The sequence below is a fragment of the Pseudonocardia sp. Cha107L01 genome (assembly GCF_052566575.1).
This window is the reverse complement of record NZ_CP199579.1, coordinates 2444014-2462648: the sequence shown is the minus strand read 5'-3', so window position 1 is coordinate 2462648 and position 18635 is coordinate 2444014. Positions and strand designations below refer to the sequence as shown.

Sequence of the window (18635 nt, the reverse complement as noted above, 5' to 3'; positions counted from 1 at the left end):
ACAGCACAGGTGACCAAGTCCCTCTCGGCATCACACGACAGACCGGCCCGGTGACTACCGGGCCGGCCCGTCAGGTGTGCTGATGCGCGGCTCAGCGCCCTTCGCGTTCCACCCGCGGGTAGTTCCCGACGAACGGGCCCGGGTTGTTCCCGGCGCCCGCCTTCGGGAACGGGTTCACGTACATGCCCACCGACAACGGGATCGGGGAGGTCAGCGTCTTCTCGTTGATGAACAGCATGGCCCGAATGTTGAACCGGCCGGCCTCGTCGTGCGGCCGCAGGGCCGCGTTGAAGTTGGCGAAGAACGCGGCCAGGTCGGGTCCGTAGGGCCGCAGGTAGCCGACCACGGGGTTGACGTCGGCCAGCACGTCGCGGGCCGGGTCGATGATGTGGTCCACGTCGTCGGAGAAGTCGCCGACCTTGTCCAGGGTCCTCGGCGCCCGGTCCAGCACGTCCGACGCCGACGGCATGAGCCCGCGCAGATCCTTCGTGGTGTCCGGGAGCTCGTCGAGCGCGTCGCTGAGCTTCGGCCCGGCTTCGCGCAGGTCGCGGGCTACCGGTCGCAGGTGGCCGGCCAACTCGGTCAGCGAGTGCGACGCGTCCCGGGCCCGGTCCTCGGTGGTGGGCAGCAGCCGAAGGCTGTCCTCCAGCGCCTCGTGCTGCCCGGCGGTGGCCTGGGTGACCCGGTTGGCCGCGCTGACCATGCGGGCGATCTGACCCTGGTTGGTGTCCAACGCATTGAGCAGAGTGGCGGTGTCGCCGGTCAGTTCCCGCAGGTCCTGTGACTGGGCCACGATGGCGTCGATCGCGTTGTGCCCGCCCCGGCCCAGCGCGGTGAGGCCGTCGAAGGTCTGCGATACCTGGTCCTTGGTCTGCATCGTGGACGCACCCAGGCCCTGCAGCATCTGGCTGGCCTCGGTGCGGGTACCGGCGTCGAGGCTGTTGTAGACGTCGTACAGGTTGACCACCGGAACCACGGTGTCGGACGGCAACGTGGAGCCCTCGGCGATGGGTGCTCCCGTGCCGTCCTTGATGTCCAGGTAGCTCTCGCCGACCAGTGAGCGCTGACCGATGCGGACCTTCACCCCCTGGTGCAGCGGCCACTGCGCCGAGTCGACCCGGAAGATCACCTGGCCGCCCTGGGGAGTGGCGTCACTGGACAGCACCTCACCGACTCGCACCCCAGCGATCTGCACTTGGCTGGCCGCGACCAGGTTGTCGATGTTCGGCGTGTACATCGTCAGCGTCTTCGGGGTCTCCTTCAGCAGCGGCACCTGGATACCGGTCTGCAGGAGCATGTACATGAACATGCTCAGGCTGACGAACAGGAACACCCCCAGGACGACCATCCGCCCGAAGAACGTCTGGAAGATCCTCATCAGTAGCTCCCGTAGGTGCGGTTGGCGTCGTTGTTCATGCCGTGCCGCTCGTTGTAACCCGGGTCGTAGTCATCGGCGCCGGGCACGTAGTGCGGCAGCGGGGTGGCTCCGGAGATCGGGCCGGGCCCGGTGCCGGCGTCCGGCGGCCGCGGCGTGAAGCCCGGGTCTCCGCCGGGCAGGAAGTGCGGTCCGTCCGGGGCCTTGAACTCCACATGGCCGCGGATGTTCCCGCCCTGGGCGTCGTGCACGCCGAATACCGAGGCGGTGTTCATGATGAACGCCTGGATCATGGTCAGGTAGGTGCCGACGACCTTGGTGTCACGGTCCAGGTTCTTGGTCACCGGGTGCAGCTCGTCCAGCGAGTCGTGCACGTCGAAGATGATCGGGCGCAGGTCGGCGATCACAGGCTTGGCCACCGCCAGGAACGGCTTGGCCACGTCGATGGTCTTGTCGAGCTGCTTCGTCGTGTCGTGGAACTTGTCCAGCGCGTCGGGCAGCTCGTCGGAGGCCTCACGCAGGTTGTCCAGGGTCGGGTTGAGCTGCTTGGTCAGATGTTGGGTCTCCGACATCGCGTCGCGCAGCTTGGAGTTCAGCCCGGGCAGCTCACGCAGGCTGCTGGCCAGGTTGCGGTCGTTGTCGGCCAGTACCCGAAGCGTCCGCTCGGCGGTGTCGGCCAGGGTGACCGCCCGCTGGTGGTCGGCGCCGAACGCCGAGGCGATGTCACCCAGGGCGGTGACCAACTGGGCGATGTTGTCCCGGCGGGTCTGCAGCGCGGTCATCACCGGGCGCAACGTGGCTAGCGTGGCGTCGGTGGCCTGGAAGCCGCCGGGCAGCGTGGTCGGCGCGCTGGCCAGCGCGATGTCCGAAGCGGTCATCAGCTCGTTGACCGCCGCCTGGGTCTTCTCGTCCAGGTGGCTGAGCGCCTCGTTGACCTGGATCGGACGCTTGGTGTTCTGCACCGGGATGAGGCCGCCCTCAGGCAGCGGTCGTCCCGGTGGGCCGCCCGGGCTGATGGTGATCGACATGTCGTTGAGCGGGTTCTTCGGCCGCAGCACCGCCGTGGCGTTGTCATAGATCGTGCCGAACGGCGGGGTCAGCTCCATCGTCACGATGGCGGTACCCCGGTTGGTCGGCTCCCAGCTCGACACCCGACCCAACCGCACACCGGCGACCGAGACGAAGTGCGTCGTGGCGTCCGGGTTGAGACCGGTGACGTCGGCGAACTCCGCCTTGTACTCCACCTTGTGGGAGAACAGCCCGGAGCCGCCCAGGAAGCTCTGGATACCCAGGGTGGCGACGACGGCCAGGGCGATCAGCACGACCAGTGCGCCGACGTCCCGCTTCAAGCCGGGGACGGTGCGGACGCGCTGCCAGGCGCGGCGCACGGAGAACTTCTTCTTGGTGCTCACTTGCTGCCCCCCAACATCGGGATACCTGCGTTGTCCCGGGTGCCCGAGTGCATCAGGGTCGGCACGTCCCCACCCGGATCGGGCTTACCTCCCGGCTTGCCCAGCGCGGGGAGCGGGCCGGGGCCCGGCGGGTTCGGCCCTGGCGGCTGCTGCAGGCCGAACGACTCCAGGTACTGCTCCACCGACATCGGGAACTTGGTGCCGCCCAAGGTGTTCCCGCCGGCCCCAGCCTCCAGTCGGGCCAGTGCACCGTTAGCGTCGTAGTGCTTCCATACGTTGTTGGAGCCGGACAGCAGGTAGGCCAGTTCCTTGTAGGTGGGGATGTCGACGGCCCCGTTCTTGTACTCGCCGTTCTGGCTGGGCTTGAACGGCGCGTAGATGCGGTCCTTGATGGGCCCGTTGACCCGGTCGAACACCGGGCCCTTGACGTCGTCGAGCACGTCGATGCCCGAGTCCGCTGTCTCGGGCAGCTGTCGCAGCAGCGGCTCGAGGTCCTCAGTCACGTCCCGAAGGTCGGCGAACACCGGCCGGGCCCGGTGGATGACCGGTCGGAAGTCGTCCAGCAGGTCGGCCAGCTTGCGGGCGCTGGGGCGGAAGTCCTCCGAGGTGTCCTTGAGCTTGTGCAGCGTGGGCTGCAGGTCTTTCAGCCCGTCCCGGGTGGTGCGCAACGTGTCCGGGCCGATCCGGACCGCCTCAGCGACCGCGGAACCACCGTCGCCGAAGGCCCGCGACGTGCGGTCCAGCCCGTCGATGGTGGACGGGAACTGGCCGAGCTTCTCGTTGAGCGCGGAGGCGAACGACTCGAACCCGACCACGAACCGGTTGAGGTCGGTGTCCGGGTTGGAGCCACGGAAGGCGCTGAGCACTACCCCGGCCGGTTGCAGGGTGGCCGGCGCGTCGGTGGCCAGGTTCCGGATCGCGTCCGAGCCGCCTTGGCGCAGCGTGGCGTCGGTCTGTCCGATGAACGCCCGCACGCCCTGCTGCGCCTCCTGGCTGGACAGCGACTTGAGCACGTCGTCCAGGGCCACGGGCATCTGGGTGCGGTCCAGCGGGATCAGGTCATCGGTGAACTTCTGGTTCGGGTCACCGCCGGTGCGCAACCCGAGGAACTGGACGCCGTCGGTGACCAGCGTGGGCTGCAGGTAAGCGGTCGGCTTCGACCCCAGCTTGGCGCGGGTGCCGGGGTCCACCTGCATGTTGGCGATCATCGTGCCGCTCGGCGTCTGCTCGATTGTGGTGACCTTGCCGATCACCACCCCGTTCAGCTTGACCGTGTCGTCGTAGGTGAGGTCGTCACCGATGAGCTTGGCCCTGCCGGCGAACTCGGCCGCGATGGTCTCGTGGCCGAAGGTCAGCCACGTTGCGAGCTTCTCCTTCTGGAACGCCGCCCAGCCGAGAAGCAGGAACAGCACCAGCACCAGGACGCCGAACGCCTTGGGAGAGATCCGAGTGAGACGGACCATCACTTGCCTCCTAGCCCGCGAGCCTGCACGCCGCACGGAACCTCGTTCAGCAGCCCGAGGTGGTCGCGGTCGGCCTGGCCGGGCTTCGGGTAGGGGTCGGCCTGGAAGTGGCAGGCCTTGACGACGCCGCCGGTGACCGAGTAGGGGCCCTGGACGTCGGCGTTGAGCCGGGCGTAGTGCACGCCGTTGGCCGTGCCCTCGGAGACGAAGCTGCGGCCTCGGACGAACAGCTCGCCCATCTCCTTGCTGTAGGGCGCGAGCACCTGCAGCGGGGTGGCGAACCGGTTGAAGAACTCGGTGAGCCTGGGCGCCAGCGGCTGCAGGTCACCGAACGTGGGCTTCAGGTCGTCGAACGCCGGCGAGGTCTGGTCGGCCACGTCCGGCACCTTGTCCAGCACCGGGGTGCCGTCGCGGAACGAGCCCTTCAGGTCGTCGTCCGACCGGCCCAGTGAGTCGGCCCCGTGCCGCAGGTCGGTCATGGCCTGCTGGGTGTCGGCCAGCGGATCGGAGAGCGCGTCGGTGGCGGTCCTGACATCGTCGAGGGTGGCCGGCGCCTTGTGCAGCACGGTGCTCAGCGGCACCGCGTTATCCACCGCGATGGAGCTGAACGTGGTGTCGGTCTGCTGGATGAGGCTGGCGATGTCACGCTCCCGGCCTTGCAGGCTGGCCGCGAGCGAGTCGGCCGAGCGCAGCAGCGCCGGCAGGTCGGCCTGCTTCGAGGCCAGGTCGTCGGAGACGGTGCCCAGCCCATTGAGGTCGGCCGGCGCGTTGTGCATGAAATCGCGGAAGCCGTCCGAGTGGCCGCCCATGCCGCCACCGAAGTTCTGCAGGAACGTCTGGGTGGCGGTTCGGGTGGTCGGGTCGAAGATGTTGAGCACGTGGTACAGATCTTGCGAGTCGTGCGTCTGGGTGATTGGGATGGTGTCGTCGGGCAGCGGTCCGGACTCGGAGTGGCCCGGAGAGATACCGATGAACTTGGCCCCAACCGCCGAGGTGTCGCCGATGTAGGCGGTGGCGTCCTTGTAGGCGTGGTAGTCGCCGCCGAGCTCGATCTGCATGGTCACCACGGCGTTGCCGTTCTCGTAGCTGATGTCGCTGACCCGGCCGATGCCCTTGCTGTTCTGGCGCACCGGGTCCTTCACCTGCAGCGCGTGGATGTCGTGGAAAACGGCCTTGATGTAGTTCTTCGAGGAGAACGGGTTGCCGTACTGCGCGGCGAACGTGAGGTACGTCAGCAGCGCGATCAGCAGCACACCGCCGATGCCCACCTGGAAGGAGCGGGCCATTACCCGGGATTCCGGCTTCACCGCCATGGCTCAGTGCCCTCCCAGGAACTGGTTCATCATGGAATCCTCCTGGCCGGGCGTCAGTCCGGTGGCCGCGTTGTTGTCGTCGTTGTCCTTGCCGTGCCCCTGGATCGCCGGGGTGCCGAGGCCGGGCAGCGCCGGGTGCTCGTTGGGAGCTCCCGGAGCGTCGCCGCCCGGGATGGGCAGCCGGCCCTCACCGGGCAGCGGCAGCGTGGGCATCGGGTTCTTCGGCGCTCCCGGGATCGGACCCAGCCCGGTCTGGGCGAGTGTCTTCGGGGTGTACGGCGTGACGGCCCGGAAGTAGTGGCTCAGCGCGTCGTAGTCGCTGGTGGACAGCGTCCAGCCCTTCATGAACTCCATCAGGTCGACCAGCCGGTTGCTCAGCGCGCCGTCGGCCAGCCGGTGGTAGGAGCGGGAGATGGTCTCCAGGTCACCGGTGCCGTCGCGCAGGTCCTCCGCCACGGGGCGGAGCTCGTCGAGCATGTCCTTGCCCTTGACCAGCACCGGCCGCAGTGAAGCCAGTGCGGGGTCGCCGGCCTTGGAGAACCGCTTCAGCTGGTGACTGAGGTCGACCAGGTCATCGGTGACCGGTCGCAGGTTGCGGAGTGTCTCGGTGGTGGGTGGGGACACCCCGGCCACGTGAGCGAGCGCATTCTGGGCACTGACCAACGTCGCCGGCAACCGCTGCAGCGAGTCGTTGATCTGCTGGCTGTTGTCCGCGGTGGCTTGCAGCAGGTTGGTCGCCGAACCGACGAGGTGGTCGAGGCTGGCGCCTCGGTTCACCGCCACCGCCGACGCCACCGGCTGGGCGGTGGCCACCAGGTGGCTGAGCAGCTGGTTCTGCTCGTTGAGCACCTGGGCCAGCTCGTTGGTCTGCTCCATGGCCGGCTTGAGCGCGGCGATCGCATCCCGGGTCTGCTCCGGGTTCTTGCCGATGCCCTCACCCAGGGTCGTGAGCATCATGGCCAGCGAGGTACCGGTCGGGTTGTCGACCATGTCGACCACGTTCTGCAGGTCGACGACGTTCTTGGAGTGGTCCATGTCGATGCGGTAGGGCTCGGACTGCGTCGGCGCCGAGGCGGTGCCCGGGTCGAGCAGCACGAACCGCTCCCCCAGCAGGTCCTGCGGGACCAGGGTCGCCGTGGCATCCGAGTGCAGCGGCAGGACGTCGCGGTCGACAGTCATGGTCACCAGCGCGTGGTCCTGGCGATCCAGGGCCACCGACTGGACGGAGCCCACCGCCACGCCGGCGGCGCGGACGGTGTTGCCGTTGCGCAGCGGGGTGGCGTCGGCCATGGTGACGCTGATCGTCACCTGGCCGCTGTGTCCATCCGTGGCCGCGACGGTCGCCAGCGAGGCTAGGCCGACGACCACCAGGGTCACAATCGCCCGGATGCCTCGCCGTCGCCAGTCGCTGGGTGGTGCCTTCACACGAACCGCGCTCATCGCACCGGTCCTCCGCTCGCGTCCTGGTTGGCGTCGTCCCACGGCTGGTCGATGGTGGCGCCGGGTTTCGGCTCACCGACCTGCTTGATCGGCGGCGGGGCCACCGGGTCGTCGTCGAAGGCCTGGGTGCTCGCCTCGCCGAGGTTGGCCGCCCAGAGGTGCCCTTGGGAGTCGTAGGAGCCGAAGTTCTTGCCCCAGTTCTGCAGCCAGCCCTGTAGCTCCGGGGTGTAGGGCCGCAGGAAGGAGATGGCCGGCTGGTACTCCTCGACGAACGTCTGCGCCTGGGGCAGCACCTGGTGGGTGTTGTCCAGCAGCTCGGGGCTGCGCTGCAGGAAGTCACCCAGCGCTACCAGACCGGGCCGCAGCTTGTGCAGGGTGGGGCGCAGGTCGTGCAGCACCGGCTCCAGGTCGTCGGCGATGGCTGGCAGATTCTTCGTCGCGCCACGCAGGTCCTTGAGCATCTTGCTGGCGGCGTCGGCGGCCGGCGGGATGTCGCCGAGGGTGTCATTGGCGACGCGCAGCGTGGGCGGGAGCTCCTTGAGGGTGTCGCTGAGCTGGCTCTGGGCGGTGGCCACGTTGGAGGAGAAGCGGTCCAGGCCATCGACCGTGCCCCGGATGTCGTTCTGCTGCCGCGCGGTGACCTCGATCATCTGGCGCAGCTGTGTGACCAGGGCATGGATGGCGGGGCCGTCCCGGCCGACCGCGTCGAAGATCGCCCCGGCAGCCTGCACGGTCGGTCCGGCACTCTGCAGGGTGGCCTGGATGTTCTGTTCCTTGCCCTTGGTTGTGGTGTGCAGGCTCTGGATCAGCCCGTTCAGCTTCTGCCGGGTCGGCGTGTCCAGCGCGGCGAGCACCTGGTCGACCTCGACCTGGTCGGCCTTGGCCTCCAGCAGAGCGCCGTTGGGGATCTCCGGGTTCGTCGCCGGCCCGGGGTAGATCGACAGAATCCGCTCCCCGAGGGCGGCGTACCACTGGACCCGCGAGGTCGTGCCGGTGTGCAGCGGCGCGTTCTCCCGGGCGATGCCGGCGGTCACGACCGCTTTGCCGTCCTTGACCTTGATGTCCTGCACCCAGCCGGAGTCGAATCCGTTGATCCAGACCTTGCCGCCGACAGCGAGGTTTTCCGCGGAAGGGAGCACGACCTGCACGGCATAGCTCTCGCGGGGCCAGCTGTTGTAGCCGACGACCAGGGCGACAGCGAGCAGCACGACACCGAGAATGGTGGACCGGAAATTCTTCAGTGTGGTCATCATGCCCGTTCCGTTCCGCTCTTCGAACGGCCTCCAACAGCGCCCGAACTGGGCATATGCGCCCGGCCGAGGGCAGCGCGAAGCTGAGTTGACATTGCTGAATCCGTTCTACGAAGGACGCTCGGCACCGGTGCTGCCGTTGGAGCTCAGCGGGCGATCGGCGCGCGGGGCCCGTATCCGCTGAAGAAGAACTGGTTGATGACCGCACCCACGAGGCTGATCACCGCGAGGTTGATGATCATCGACTTGGCCGTGTTCCGACCCACCCCGACGGGGCCGCCCTTGGCCGTGTAGCCGTAGTAGCACGAGACCAGCACGATGATGATTCCGGTGATGTACATGTGCCAGATCTGGGCGAACTCGTCCGGCCAGGTGATGAAGCCGAAGTGCACGTCCAGGAATGCGCCGTAGGAGTAGCTCTGGAAGTACAGGACGTTCAGCACGTAGTAGACGACATAGGCCAGGGCGGTGAACACCATGAAGATGAACGGGATGTAGAGAATCAGTGCCCACACCCGCGTGGCGACCAGGTAGACCATGGAGTCGATACCCATCACCTCGAGGGCGTCGACCTCGTCGCTGATTCGCATCGCCCCGATCTCGGCGACCAGACCACAGCCGACCTTCGAGGAGAGGATCCAGCCGAACATCACTGGGTGGACGTTGTACCCACCCAGTGAGGTGAACAGTCCCGTGTAGGACCCGACCCCCAGCTGGCGCAGCAGGTAGTGGCCCTCCAGAGCGATCTCCGCGGCCAGGATGATCTCCATCAGGATGATCACCGAGCTGCTGCCGAGGATGAGGATGCCGGCCTGGCGGAAGACTTCTGAGGGGTAGGTCCACGCCCGGGGCATGGCCCTGGCCACTCGGAGGGTGAACCGGAAGACCTCGCCGAGGTCGTGGAGGATGCCCTCCTCGTACCCGTAGGAGTGCTCGGCCTTGGCCTGTCGCACGGTCTTCGACGGCGCCGCGCTGTTGTCGGCGTCAGTTGCGCTGGTCATGGTGAGTCGTCCCTACCGGTTGATCAGAATTTCCGGGAACAGCCCGAGCATCGATGTGTTGATCACGAAGTTGACCACCCAGATCGCCACGAAGCACTGCACGACGGCCTCGTTGACCGCCCGCCCCACACCTTGGGCGCCGCCCTGGGCATTCAGGCCCTTCTGAGCGCACACCGTGCCGATGAACAGGCCGACAACCCCCGTCTTGATAACCGCGTTCATCAGGTCGAAGGGCGTCATGATGGCGAAAAAGACGGAGAAGATGGACCCGGCCGCGGTGTTGCCGGCAACCGCGCCCGCCGAGACCGCCATCGAGATCCCGAGCAGGATCGCGATGAAGTTGAACGTGACCATCATGACGGTCACCGCCAGCACGCGAGGCAGAACCAGCGTGCGGTTGATGCTCACGCCCAGCACGGCCATCGCGTCCAGTTCCTCCCGGATCCGGCGCGAGCCCAGATCGGCGCACATGGCCGTGCCCATGACGCCGGCCACCGCCATGCCCGTGCAGAACGGCGCGATCTCCCGCACATCGGCCATGACGAAGTACGTGCCGACGCGGGACTGCGCCCCGGCCAGGGTCAACGTGCCGTAGGCGAGGTTGCCGATCAGGAAGGTGAACCCGCCCACTGCCAGGAGGACCGGCAGGAAGCAGAAGCGCAGCATGCCGTACATCTCGTCCAGCGTGTCGCGCCAGTAGCCCACCGGCTCACGCACGGCCGTGTAGAGCAACGCCCCCAGGAGTTGGAACGGGCGTCCGGTCTCCACGATCGGACGGCGCACCCACTTCGGCAGTACTTCGACCCGACTGAACTCCAAGCCGAGCGGTTCCTGGACAGCCCGGGTCATCGGAGGACCTGACCCACAATTCGGAGTACCTTGCCCATCGAGCCTCCCCACGTATCGATGCGCTCCGGCGCTACCCTCGCCCGAGGCGACACCACGCCGGCGTCCATACGACACAGTCGTAGCTCGGTCCGGCAGTGACCCCCGGCCCGCTCTCACAACCTGTGACAGGTGAAGGCGCCCGGTTCCGCATGGTGTTAAACGATATGAGACAGCCGACGGTACGCGGACATCCGAACCCTTTCAGGTCGTCCCCGTGATGGGGATCACCGCCGAATTGACACATTCGGTTGTCGATCCGGGCCGTTCCGGGTAAGACATCACACGTTGGTGACCACTGGTCCTCACACTCGGTAACGGAACCCCGCGCGGGGGTTCGCCGTCCTACCGATTCGTGGACCGTGAGCTGAGTCGTACCCGAGGCTGTGCACCGGTGCGGCCGGCCGCTTACCGCCACCGTTCAGGAGAGGAGCCGATCCACTGATGATCGGCAATCCGGAGGCCCCCGAGGTCAGGTGCCACGACCTCGTCACCACCTTCGACGGCCAGCTGGTGCTGCGGCGGCTGAATCTGACCGTGCCGGCACGATCGGTCACCACCCTGGTCGGCGCCTCGGGAGCCGGCAAGACGACCCTCTTGAGACACGTGCTCGGCCTGCTGGCGCCGTACCGGGGCACGGTGACCATCGGCGGTCGTGACGTGTGGGACAGCTCGGAGGCGGAGCTGCGCGAGATCCGACGCGGGATCAGTGCGCTGCTGAGCGGACCCACGCTGTTCAACGGCTCCACCTACGCCTCCCTGACCGTCCGGGAGCACCTGCTCGCGGTGCTCTGGGAGAAGCACGGTGAGGCGGTCGGCCCGGCCCGCGAGCACGGCTCGAACCCCTACCTGAAGCTCTGGACCCCCGGCCTGGAGGGCAGTCGCGGTCGTTCGATTCCGGGCGAGTTGATCGAGCGGGCCAACGCCGTGCTGGAGCGGTTCGACCTGGTGGATGTCGCCGAGCTACGGCCCGACGAGCTCGCCGCACGGGTACGGCGCCGCGCCGCGCTCGCGGCGACGCTCACGGTCGATGTCCCGCTGTACGTGCTGGACGATCCCGACGGCGCGCTGGACAGCACGCACCGGCGCGCGATCATCGACACACTCCGGGAGACGCAGGTGCGCGCCGGGGCCACGGTACTGGTCACCACACACGACCTCGCGCTCGCCGAGGAGATCAGCGACCGGGTGATGGTGCTGGCCGCCGGCCGGATCGTCGCCGAGGGCGCGCCGGGCGAGACGCTGCGGGGTATCGAGGCCTGGTATGAGATGGAGGACGACTACCGGCTGAACGAGAGCTCGACGCCGGCACCCATTCCCGGGCAGCGGCCGTATTCGAACGCGCGCCCACTCACCCGGCTGGCCCAACGCCTCGACCTGCCCGATCCACATGCCGACGACGCGGCCCGACACTGGGGTTTTGTGCTCGCCCTGGCACTACTTGCCGCGGTGATCGCGCTGGTCACAGGATGGGCGGCGTTGCACTACTCGGCCTGGCGGCCCGTGTAGCGACCGACCTCAGTCCATACCGAGTGGCCCGGCGGACTCACCGGAGAGGAACTGGCGGACGAACGGGTCCTCGGAGGCGAACGCCTCCTCGGCCTCGCCGTAGTGCACGACCTTGCCCTTCCAGATCAGCCCGACGTAGTCGCTGACCTTGCGCGCGGTCCGGATGTCGTGCGTCACCAACAGATACGTGCCCTTGTGCTCGGCGTGCATGTCCAGGATCAAATCGTTCAACAGGCTCGTCCGCACCGGGTCCAGACCCGAGTCCGGCTCGTCGAAGAACACGATCGAGGGGTCCATCACCAACGCACGGGCGAACCCGGCGCGCTTGCGCATACCGCCGGAGACCTCGTTGGGCAGCTTCGCCCACGACTTCTCCAACCCCACCTCGGTGAGCCGCTTCATCACGATCTCGCGGATCTCGTCCTCGGACTTGTCGGTGTGCTTCCGCAACGGGAACGCCGTGTTGTCATAGACGTTCAACGACCCGAACAGCGCCCCGTCCTGGAACAGCACCCCCATCCGCGTTCGCAGTTCGTAGCGCTCCTTCTCCGAGATCTGCCACAGATCCTGACCGAAGATCAACACCTCGCCGTCGTCCGGCTCCAACAACCCCACCAGATGCTTGATCAACACGCTCTTGCCGGTACCCGAAGGCCCCAGGATCGTGGTGATCGCATCATCCTGGAACATCAGGTCGAGCCCCTGGAGCACCCTGAAGCTTCCGAACGCCTTGTGAACGCCTCGGACCTCCATGCTGTGCGTCGACCTTGCGGCGATACCGCCGCCGTAACTTTCGGCCTGCACGCTCATCCGCACTCCCGACAGCTCGTCCTGACAATGTCCCCGACTCGTCGGCGTGCTCCACATCACCGTTGAGGGGTCACGAGGCGAAACGAGTTGACCACGCCCGGGATGCGCTGGACAGAGCGGAGTCGGCGCACATATAGGACACCCGCGCCCCCTAAGTTTCGATCAATGTAGGACTTTCCGCTGGTGACGGTTCATCTGTTGATCGACTAGCCACGATGACGGGAATCTCGGCCCATTCGGAGAATCACCCATCAGGGGACGGCGGCAGTGGTCGCCCATCGGATTCAGACCGCGTGGGTACGGAAGAGGCCCTCTACAACGACGCCACACGGATCGTGGGCAAGGCGCGGCTGCTCGTCGGTGAGGATCAGATGCACATCTGGCCGCTGCCATCGTCGATGAACACGGGCGCCTACTCGGCCACCAAGAGTGCCCGGCCCACGACCACGGCTACCTGCGACTGTCGGCCTGGATGCGTGGCCACGGCCAGCTCACCGCAATCGGGGTTGGAGAGGATCGAGCCCCGTCACCCCTGCGCGATGAACTGGTCGTGCTCAGCAAACGCACGCTGGTGAACCCCTGTCCGCGGTTGCGTCCCGAGACCGACAACCTCATCGTCCTGGCAGGTGTTCCCGAACGACTAGTCACCGCCGGGGTGAAGCTCTCCCTGCGTGGTCTGGCACGCCGATGGAAGGTCCTCGAGGACGAGATCAAGACGTTGAACCGCCAGCTCGAAGCTCTCGTGCCAGAGAGCTCTACGCCAACCTGCCGCGACCAGCCATCGAACAACCAGCTCCGGGACCAATGAGCTCGGCCGCTTGACAAACTGTGTGAGAACCGCCGCACGCCGAAGCGACAAAGTCCAAATGGTACTGATGGCCGGTTGGATGAGTGACGAGCCCGGATGACCTGCTATATCGGGGGTGTCCGTCGATACCCGCCCAGTCATGTCCGAATCCTCGCCCCTGATCAAGGTTACCGGGCCTGTTCGGCAGGTAGCTGCCACAGGCCGCAGACGAAGCGCCGAAGTTAACTACCAGGCACGGCGCAGGGGGCGCCCTAGATCCATTAACCCGATGCGTGAGATCTTGGCGGGGTCGCTTCCTCGGCTTGCTAGCCGCTCCGGATCGTATTCGGAGAACCCACCCAGCCCGGTGTGGAACCGCCGTTCGAAGCTTTCATCGTCAGTCACCCCGCGTAGCACTTCTTCCGATGGTCCGCATTCGAGGACCTTCCCGTCGCGCAGGATCGCCACCTGGTGCGAGACGAGCTTGGCCATCGCCAGGCTGCGCACGGTGATCAACACCGTGGCACCGGTGCGCTGGTGCCATTTCACGGCCGCGTCGTTGAGGGGCTTGAAATGCGCGTAGTCGATGGCGGCGCCGAGATCGTCGAGCACCACCAGAGCCGGGTCCCACGCCAGGGCCAGAGCCATGGCGAGCCGGCGCCGCGCCGCTGAACTCGTCTTGTCCGGGACCTTGTCCGCGATCCCGGCGAGGTCGTAGTCGCGCAGCCATTCCTCGATGACGTCCTCGGGGTCATCGACCTTCGTGCTTCGACCCAGCTGCGCGATGAGGTTCTCCCGCACGGTCACATTCGGGTCGATGTGGCTTCTCCTAATATGGGTATCGCCGATCATGGTGCCGACCTGAGAGTGCAGCATCATTCGCTTTTCCTCGGGCATGTCCCACACCGACTCCCCATTGGAAAGCAGCTGCCCTCTCTCCAGCGGTACCTCGAGGAGCAGATGCATCGCCACCAGCGTCTTTCCCGACTTGCGATCACCGAGCAGCACCGTGCTCTTACCCGCGGGCAGGGTCAACGAAAACCCAGCCAGCGCCTCCTCTCGTAATCCGTCGGTCGCTGGCTTCCCTCCGTAGACACCCCAGCGGGTATGCACATCTCGGAACTCGATCTCTGGCGCCGGTGGCAGTGCGGCTTGCGATGCTGGCTTCGCCATGTTTTCAGACATATGGCTTTTGTAGCCCCAGATGGGTTACATCGAAATGACGCTGACCCGAATGAGCTACATCGGCAACGGCGCCGCCTCGAGCTCCGACTCGACCAGGCCCTCAGCGACTAAGGACCACCGCGCAAGAGCTCCTTGCGCTGATCTACATCTCGCGGACTCGGACCCGCACCGGGGCAGTCTCTCGTGTTCGAGGGACACCCTGTCCCATCTGTCCGATCGCACGGCATCCCTTGTCGAGGCAGTTTCCACGCTCGTGCACGAGGTCGACTGGCCGTTTAAGGCGCACGAGCACGGTCAGCCCGGACATGGCGGAACCGGTACCCGTCCTGAGCGCCGCTGACCCGCAAGCTCGTCCGATATGCCTGGTTAAGATGGTCGATCGCGCGATCCGAGTCGTTCGTGTCGAGCGCGATCCGTCCCGCCAGCGGCGCTGCAACGGTGTCGTCATGGCTGGGTCGCTCCCTCACCCGGTACAGCGCGCGGCGCGCTGTGCGGCGTGGTCCGGTCCGCGGGACGTCCAGTATTCATGGGCAGCCCCTCGTCGTCGATCACGTTGTCGTAGTCCCTGGTCAGCCAGCTGCCGACGCGCTGCCACGCGTCGCTGACCCGCTTGTTGTGCAAGCCCGACATCTCACACAGGTGGCCGACCCCCTCGGCCATCGGCTCCTCGTGAAGGGCCAGTGCGGAGGGAGTCAACGGCGGTTCCGCACCGAGGCCGCACTAGGCTGATTCGGCACGTTCCGGCGGGTCGTTGAATTGCCTCCCTGAGCACTGTTTCGCCTGCTCAGGACAGGGAGGAGGTACCAGGGAGAACTCCCTGGGTCCCTGGCCACCTCCCTGCCCTTCTCCCTGATCTCACCTCGTCGACTTCGTTGACGATCAGGGCAACGGCAATCCGGCCCAGGTGCACGACGTGGTTCTCCCACCACCGGCGGGTTCGGCGCCTCAACGTCCACCAAACCGAGCCGAGTGGGGTGGGGTACCGCCGCCACAAGTGGGACGCCACGCGGCGTAGCAGGAGCCGAGCACCGTCACCGGGGCGAGCCCAGCTCCGTTTGCACCGCAAGGGTGCTCCCACGTCCTCGGCCGTGATCGTGCGCATCCCAGCCGCTGACTTCGTGTGCTTCTGCACGGTGAGCCCCTTGCCCGGGATCCTGATGACCGTGCCCTCGATCGCCAGGGTTCCGGCCTTCTCGTCGACCTTCGTCCAGTCCAGCGCGAGCAGCTCCCCGATGCGGCAGCCGAGTCCGGAGAGCACGTCACGAGGAGATCACCACCAACACCCAGCGTGGACAGGCAAAATCCGCTCCACGGACTATGCACGGACGCGGACGACCTCTCTCCATCTCACCGCAGGTCAGAGGACAGATGGCAGCTCACTGTAAATCCGTCGGCTTACGCCTACGCAAGGTTCGAATCCTTCACCTGTTACCCAGCCGAAGCCGGCCCCTGATCCGCGCGGAAACGCCGAGAGAGTCCGGTCTCGTTTCGGGCTCCTGTGATGTTCCATCTCGTGCCACGGCGACCTGGGCTTTCCCGGTATGTGTGGACTATCCGTGGACTCGGCTAGGAACTGTTGTCCTGCTGGCGCCGCTGCGCCTGTCCTTGCGCTTGCCTGTGTGGTCACTCAGGGCCACCCTGGGGCGATGAGTGAGCAGGCGATCGCACTTGATCTCGATGACACCGGTATGGCGGCAAGTCTGCCCCGGCCCCCTCACGCGCGCGACGAAGTCCAGTCAGTTCCATACCGGCCCGTGCAGTTCCGCGACGACGACCTGCCGACAGCCTTGGAGCGGTCCGCTGCCTGGCTGCGCAGTGCCCAGCAGTGGCTCGGTGAGCCTCTCGACGTGATCGCGGTACACCTCGACTATGACGACCGCGCAGGACGTCCCTACTACGAGGTGAAATTGCTGTGCAACGAGGAGGACCTGGCCGGCGCTCCGATCGCCGTCCGCGCGCGGCAGAGTCACTCTTCGGCTGACTGAGTGGGACCGCCGCGTGTAGCAACGGGCCGTCGCCATGGTGTGAACTGGCCTGGTCGCGGCGCGGCGTTCATGACCTTCTGCTGTAGACCTCTGCGCCGCACCACCCGGACCGGCTCGCGCAGCTCCGGCAGTGTGAAGGTCAAGCTTCGAATACCCAAACCTCACCAGGGCCGGCCGACCGCGTGCGATCCATTCGTGGCCTGGTAGACCTGTCCTCGGCTGTAGGGGCAGGTCAACGGCCTTTAGCTGGATCCGCTCAAAATCCGTCCGGTGTGCGTTCGAGCCGCACCCCGGGCACACCACCGTCACGGTGTGGTGGCCGGCGTCCTGTCGGATGCTGAGCCTAGGCCGGGCTCGGTGCCCTCGGCGATCTGTCGGGTCAGTGCCCTGTGCACCACGAGAGTCGTCGAGGCCATCCAGATGCAGAACGCCGTGAGCGGGACGTAGAACCCGACCACACCGTTCCAGGCGAAGGGACCGGACTTGAAGAACAGGACGAGACCGGCCGGGATGATCAGCAGGGCGACCCACAGGTTCAGGTAGCCCAACCAGCGCGACAGGATCGGCTCGTCGCGGCGGTCGATCAGGATCGCCGCGCCGATAGCGATCAGCTGGACCCACAGCGACCAGATCACGGTCATGAACAGAATCCATCCGAGGTCGTTCAGCGCCTGTGTCACCTCGGCTGAGCGGGCGTCGAAGCGGAAGCTGGCCGCCATCCACACGCCGATCGGCGTGATGAACTCCAGCGACAGCAGCGCGCAGGAGACCATCTGGACGTTGGCGAGGGCGTGCCCGCCGTCGATGCGTTTGAGCTGTCCTGAAATAGCGACGGCCCACGGCACCAACAAGGCCGACCCGAACATCGAGACCACCATGCCGATCTTGATGGCGTCGGTCCGCTGGGCGTAGATGCGGACGATCTGCTCGGCGGTCTTTCCCGGGTCGTGCGGTGGGATGAACCCAGCGATCAGCAGAAACGCCCCGACCCAGAGCACCACCATCGCCGGACCTGACCAGATCAGGACCCGCTGTACCTTCGCCTCCATCGCCATCCTTCTTCATCAGCCGGTCGAGGTCTGGAAGCGTCCGCGCCGCGTGAGACACGTGAAGTTAGTAGACACTGTATTAGACAGTCGCGGCTACGGATAGCGCAGTTCCAATGTCGGACCCTCACGTCCACCCACACCGAGGCGCGGTTGGGACGTAGTCGCCTGCAAGCCAGCGTCAATCAACTACCCCAGGCGCTGGGGAGCCCGAACGCACTTGAGCGGGTCAGGTGCGATTGGCGATCTTGCCTGCGACTTCCACGGCGATCTCGATCGCCCGTGCCGCAAGTGGGGAGTGGGTGCGATGTGCCTGCCACCGCAGGAAGATCTCGCGTGGCGGGAGTTCTGGCTTCAGCTCGTGGACGCACAGCGACTCGTCGGAGCCGACCTCGGCGCTGTGGGCGGCGAGTTGTGGCAGTAAAGCCGAACCCATGCCGGCGCGCACCATCGACAGCAGGGTTTCGTTGCCCACGGTGCGGAACACGATCCGCGGCCGGACGCCGCGGCGTGCGAGCGCCTGCTCCACCCGGGGCTGGTCGCAGACCAGCGGGTACGCGATCAGCGGTACGCCGTCGAGCTGGGCCAGGCGCACCGGGCCCTCGGGGAAGGTGCCGCGACGGGCCACCAGCAGGTGGGGATCGTCGAGCAACTTGAGGTGTTCGACCTCGCCTTCGATGCGGCCGTCGACGAACATCAGGTCGAGCTCACGGACCTGTGGCCGGTCGGTCTCCTCGTCGAACAGCCTGATGTCGCAGCCGGGGTGCTCGTCAAGAAGCCTGCGTACGACCTGCGGCAAGATCACGTTGGACACGCTCTGGAAGGTGCCGATGTCGACCCGGCCGTCGCCGGCCTTGAACCGGTCGACGGCTGCTGCCATCGCCTCGGCCTTCGCCAGCAGATCGCGTCCGTGTGCCAGCACCACCGTGCCGAGCGGGGTGATCCGCACCGGTTTCGGCCCGCCCGGCCGGTCGAACACGGCACCGCCGACGGACTTCTCCAAAGCCGCGATCTGCTGGCTCACCGTCGACTGGGTGTACCCGAGCCGCCCGGCCGCCCGCCCGAACGAGCCCTCGTCGGCGACGGCGGCCATCGTGGTGAGATGCCGCAGTTCGACGTCAGACACGAGCGCCAGCATAGCCAATAAACATCGCCGAATACGATTGCCTTGATC

At 66.7% G+C, this 18635-nt stretch carries 16 protein-coding genes and 1 tRNA gene; 4 read left to right on the top strand and 13 right to left on the bottom strand.

Going from position 1 to position 18635, the window contains the following annotated elements:
- Positions 1-91: 91 nt before the first annotated feature.
- The 8 genes from ACTXG6_RS11770 to ACTXG6_RS11735 form a co-directional block, all read right to left on the bottom strand.
- A complete protein-coding gene (locus ACTXG6_RS11770; RefSeq protein ID WP_445187814.1) occupies positions 92-1378 on the bottom strand; it encodes an MlaD family protein in 1287 nt (428 codons plus the stop codon).
- Positions 1378-2787 (bottom strand): MlaD family protein, encoded by a 1410-nt coding sequence (locus ACTXG6_RS11765; RefSeq protein ID WP_445187813.1) that lies wholly within the window; start codon positions 2785-2787, stop codon positions 1378-1380. Before ACTXG6_RS11765 ends, ACTXG6_RS11770 begins: the two co-directional genes overlap by 1 nt.
- Positions 2784-4250: a hypothetical protein gene (locus tag ACTXG6_RS11760; RefSeq protein ID WP_445187812.1), complete on the bottom strand. Its 1467-nt coding sequence runs from the start codon at positions 4248-4250 to the stop codon at positions 2784-2786. The genes ACTXG6_RS11765 and ACTXG6_RS11760 overlap by 4 nt, the downstream gene beginning before the upstream one ends.
- The gene (locus ACTXG6_RS11755; protein WP_445187811.1) at positions 4250-5563 is read right to left on the bottom strand and encodes an MlaD family protein; all 1314 of its coding nucleotides are present in this window, start codon (positions 5561-5563) and stop codon (positions 4250-4252) included. Before ACTXG6_RS11755 ends, ACTXG6_RS11760 begins: the two co-directional genes overlap by 1 nt.
- Before the next feature lie 3 nt (positions 5564-5566).
- Complete coding sequence (locus ACTXG6_RS11750) at positions 5567-7003, bottom strand: MlaD family protein (RefSeq protein ID WP_445187810.1); 1437 nt, start codon at positions 7001-7003, stop codon at positions 5567-5569.
- Positions 7000-8256 (bottom strand): MlaD family protein, encoded by a 1257-nt coding sequence (locus tag ACTXG6_RS11745; protein WP_445187809.1) that lies wholly within the window; start codon positions 8254-8256, stop codon positions 7000-7002. The genes ACTXG6_RS11750 and ACTXG6_RS11745 overlap by 4 nt, the downstream gene beginning before the upstream one ends.
- Before the next feature lie 143 nt (positions 8257-8399).
- Positions 8400-9254 (bottom strand): MlaE family ABC transporter permease, encoded by an 855-nt coding sequence (locus tag ACTXG6_RS11740; protein WP_445187808.1) that lies wholly within the window; start codon positions 9252-9254, stop codon positions 8400-8402.
- A 12-nt stretch (positions 9255-9266) separates the two neighbouring features.
- Positions 9267-10022: an MlaE family ABC transporter permease gene (locus ACTXG6_RS11735; RefSeq protein WP_445187807.1), complete on the bottom strand. Its 756-nt coding sequence runs from the start codon at positions 10020-10022 to the stop codon at positions 9267-9269.
- 561 nt (positions 10023-10583) lie between these two features.
- On the opposite strand from ACTXG6_RS11735, the gene ACTXG6_RS11730 reads away from it, so the two are divergent.
- Positions 10584-11648 (top strand): ATP-binding cassette domain-containing protein, encoded by a 1065-nt coding sequence (locus tag ACTXG6_RS11730; RefSeq protein WP_445187806.1) that lies wholly within the window; start codon positions 10584-10586, stop codon positions 11646-11648.
- A 9-nt stretch (positions 11649-11657) separates the two neighbouring features.
- On the opposite strand, the gene ACTXG6_RS11725 is transcribed toward ACTXG6_RS11730, so the two are convergent.
- A complete protein-coding gene (locus tag ACTXG6_RS11725; RefSeq protein ID WP_445187805.1) occupies positions 11658-12458 on the bottom strand; it encodes an ABC transporter ATP-binding protein in 801 nt (266 codons plus the stop codon).
- Between the two features lie 550 nt (positions 12459-13008).
- Here ACTXG6_RS11725 and ACTXG6_RS11720 point away from each other — a divergent pair.
- Positions 13009-13266 (top strand): hypothetical protein, encoded by a 258-nt coding sequence (locus ACTXG6_RS11720; protein ID WP_445187804.1) that lies wholly within the window; start codon positions 13009-13011, stop codon positions 13264-13266.
- Between the two features lie 225 nt (positions 13267-13491).
- On the opposite strand, the gene ACTXG6_RS11715 is transcribed toward ACTXG6_RS11720, so the two are convergent.
- Together ACTXG6_RS11715 and ACTXG6_RS11710 are read right to left on the bottom strand one after the other, a co-directional pair.
- Positions 13492-14418 (bottom strand): ATP-binding cassette domain-containing protein, encoded by a 927-nt coding sequence (locus ACTXG6_RS11715; RefSeq protein WP_445187803.1) that lies wholly within the window; start codon positions 14416-14418, stop codon positions 13492-13494.
- A gap of 456 nt (positions 14419-14874) precedes the next feature.
- Positions 14875-15090, bottom strand: a complete 216-nt coding sequence (locus ACTXG6_RS11710; protein ID WP_445187802.1) for a hypothetical protein — start codon at positions 15088-15090, stop codon at positions 14875-14877.
- A gap of 986 nt (positions 15091-16076) precedes the next feature.
- Here ACTXG6_RS11710 and ACTXG6_RS11705 point away from each other — a divergent pair.
- Positions 16077-16415, top strand: a complete 339-nt coding sequence (locus ACTXG6_RS11705; protein WP_445187801.1) for a hypothetical protein — start codon at positions 16077-16079, stop codon at positions 16413-16415.
- Between the two features lie 197 nt (positions 16416-16612).
- Positions 16613-16717: transfer RNA gene (locus ACTXG6_RS11700), tRNA-OTHER, on the top strand.
- 3 nt (positions 16718-16720) lie between these two features.
- Here the strand turns inward: ACTXG6_RS11700 and ACTXG6_RS11695 are convergent.
- Positions 16721-17464 carry a hypothetical protein gene (locus tag ACTXG6_RS11695; RefSeq protein ID WP_445187800.1) on the bottom strand — a complete coding sequence of 248 codons (744 nt, stop codon included), beginning with the start codon at positions 17462-17464 and terminating at the stop codon, positions 16721-16723.
- A 226-nt stretch (positions 17465-17690) separates the two neighbouring features.
- A complete protein-coding gene (locus ACTXG6_RS11690) occupies positions 17691-18587 on the bottom strand; it encodes a LysR family transcriptional regulator (protein WP_445187799.1) in 897 nt (298 codons plus the stop codon).
- Positions 18588-18635 lie beyond the last annotated feature (48 nt).

What these genes read in the sequence shown, in the direction of transcription:
- ACTXG6_RS11755 (WP_445187811.1), bottom strand. Translation starts at nt 5,563, where the DNA reads ATGGCGGTGAAGCCGGAATCCCGGGTAATGGCCCGCTCCTTCCAGGTG.
- ACTXG6_RS11705 (WP_445187801.1), top strand. Translation starts at nt 16,077, where the DNA reads ATGAGTGAGCAGGCGATCGCACTTGATCTCGATGACACCGGTATGGCG.
- ACTXG6_RS11745 (WP_445187809.1), bottom strand. Translation starts at nt 8,256, where the DNA reads ATGATGACCACACTGAAGAATTTCCGGTCCACCATTCTCGGTGTCGTG.
- ACTXG6_RS11725 (WP_445187805.1), bottom strand. Translation starts at nt 12,458, where the DNA reads ATGAGCGTGCAGGCCGAAAGTTACGGCGGCGGTATCGCCGCAAGGTCG.
- ACTXG6_RS11760 (WP_445187812.1), bottom strand. Translation starts at nt 4,250, where the DNA reads ATGGTCCGTCTCACTCGGATCTCTCCCAAGGCGTTCGGCGTCCTGGTG.
- ACTXG6_RS11730 (WP_445187806.1), top strand. Translation starts at nt 10,584, where the DNA reads ATGATCGGCAATCCGGAGGCCCCCGAGGTCAGGTGCCACGACCTCGTC.
- ACTXG6_RS11740 (WP_445187808.1), bottom strand. Translation starts at nt 9,254, where the DNA reads ATGACCAGCGCAACTGACGCCGACAACAGCGCGGCGCCGTCGAAGACC.
- ACTXG6_RS11695 (WP_445187800.1), bottom strand. Translation starts at nt 17,464, where the DNA reads ATGGAGGCGAAGGTACAGCGGGTCCTGATCTGGTCAGGTCCGGCGATG.
- ACTXG6_RS11710 (WP_445187802.1), bottom strand. Translation starts at nt 15,090, where the DNA reads ATGGCCGAGGGGGTCGGCCACCTGTGTGAGATGTCGGGCTTGCACAAC.
- ACTXG6_RS11770 (WP_445187814.1), bottom strand. Translation starts at nt 1,378, where the DNA reads ATGAGGATCTTCCAGACGTTCTTCGGGCGGATGGTCGTCCTGGGGGTG.
- ACTXG6_RS11715 (WP_445187803.1), bottom strand. Translation starts at nt 14,418, where the DNA reads ATGGCGAAGCCAGCATCGCAAGCCGCACTGCCACCGGCGCCAGAGATC.
- ACTXG6_RS11750 (WP_445187810.1), bottom strand. Translation starts at nt 7,003, where the DNA reads ATGAGCGCGGTTCGTGTGAAGGCACCACCCAGCGACTGGCGACGGCGA.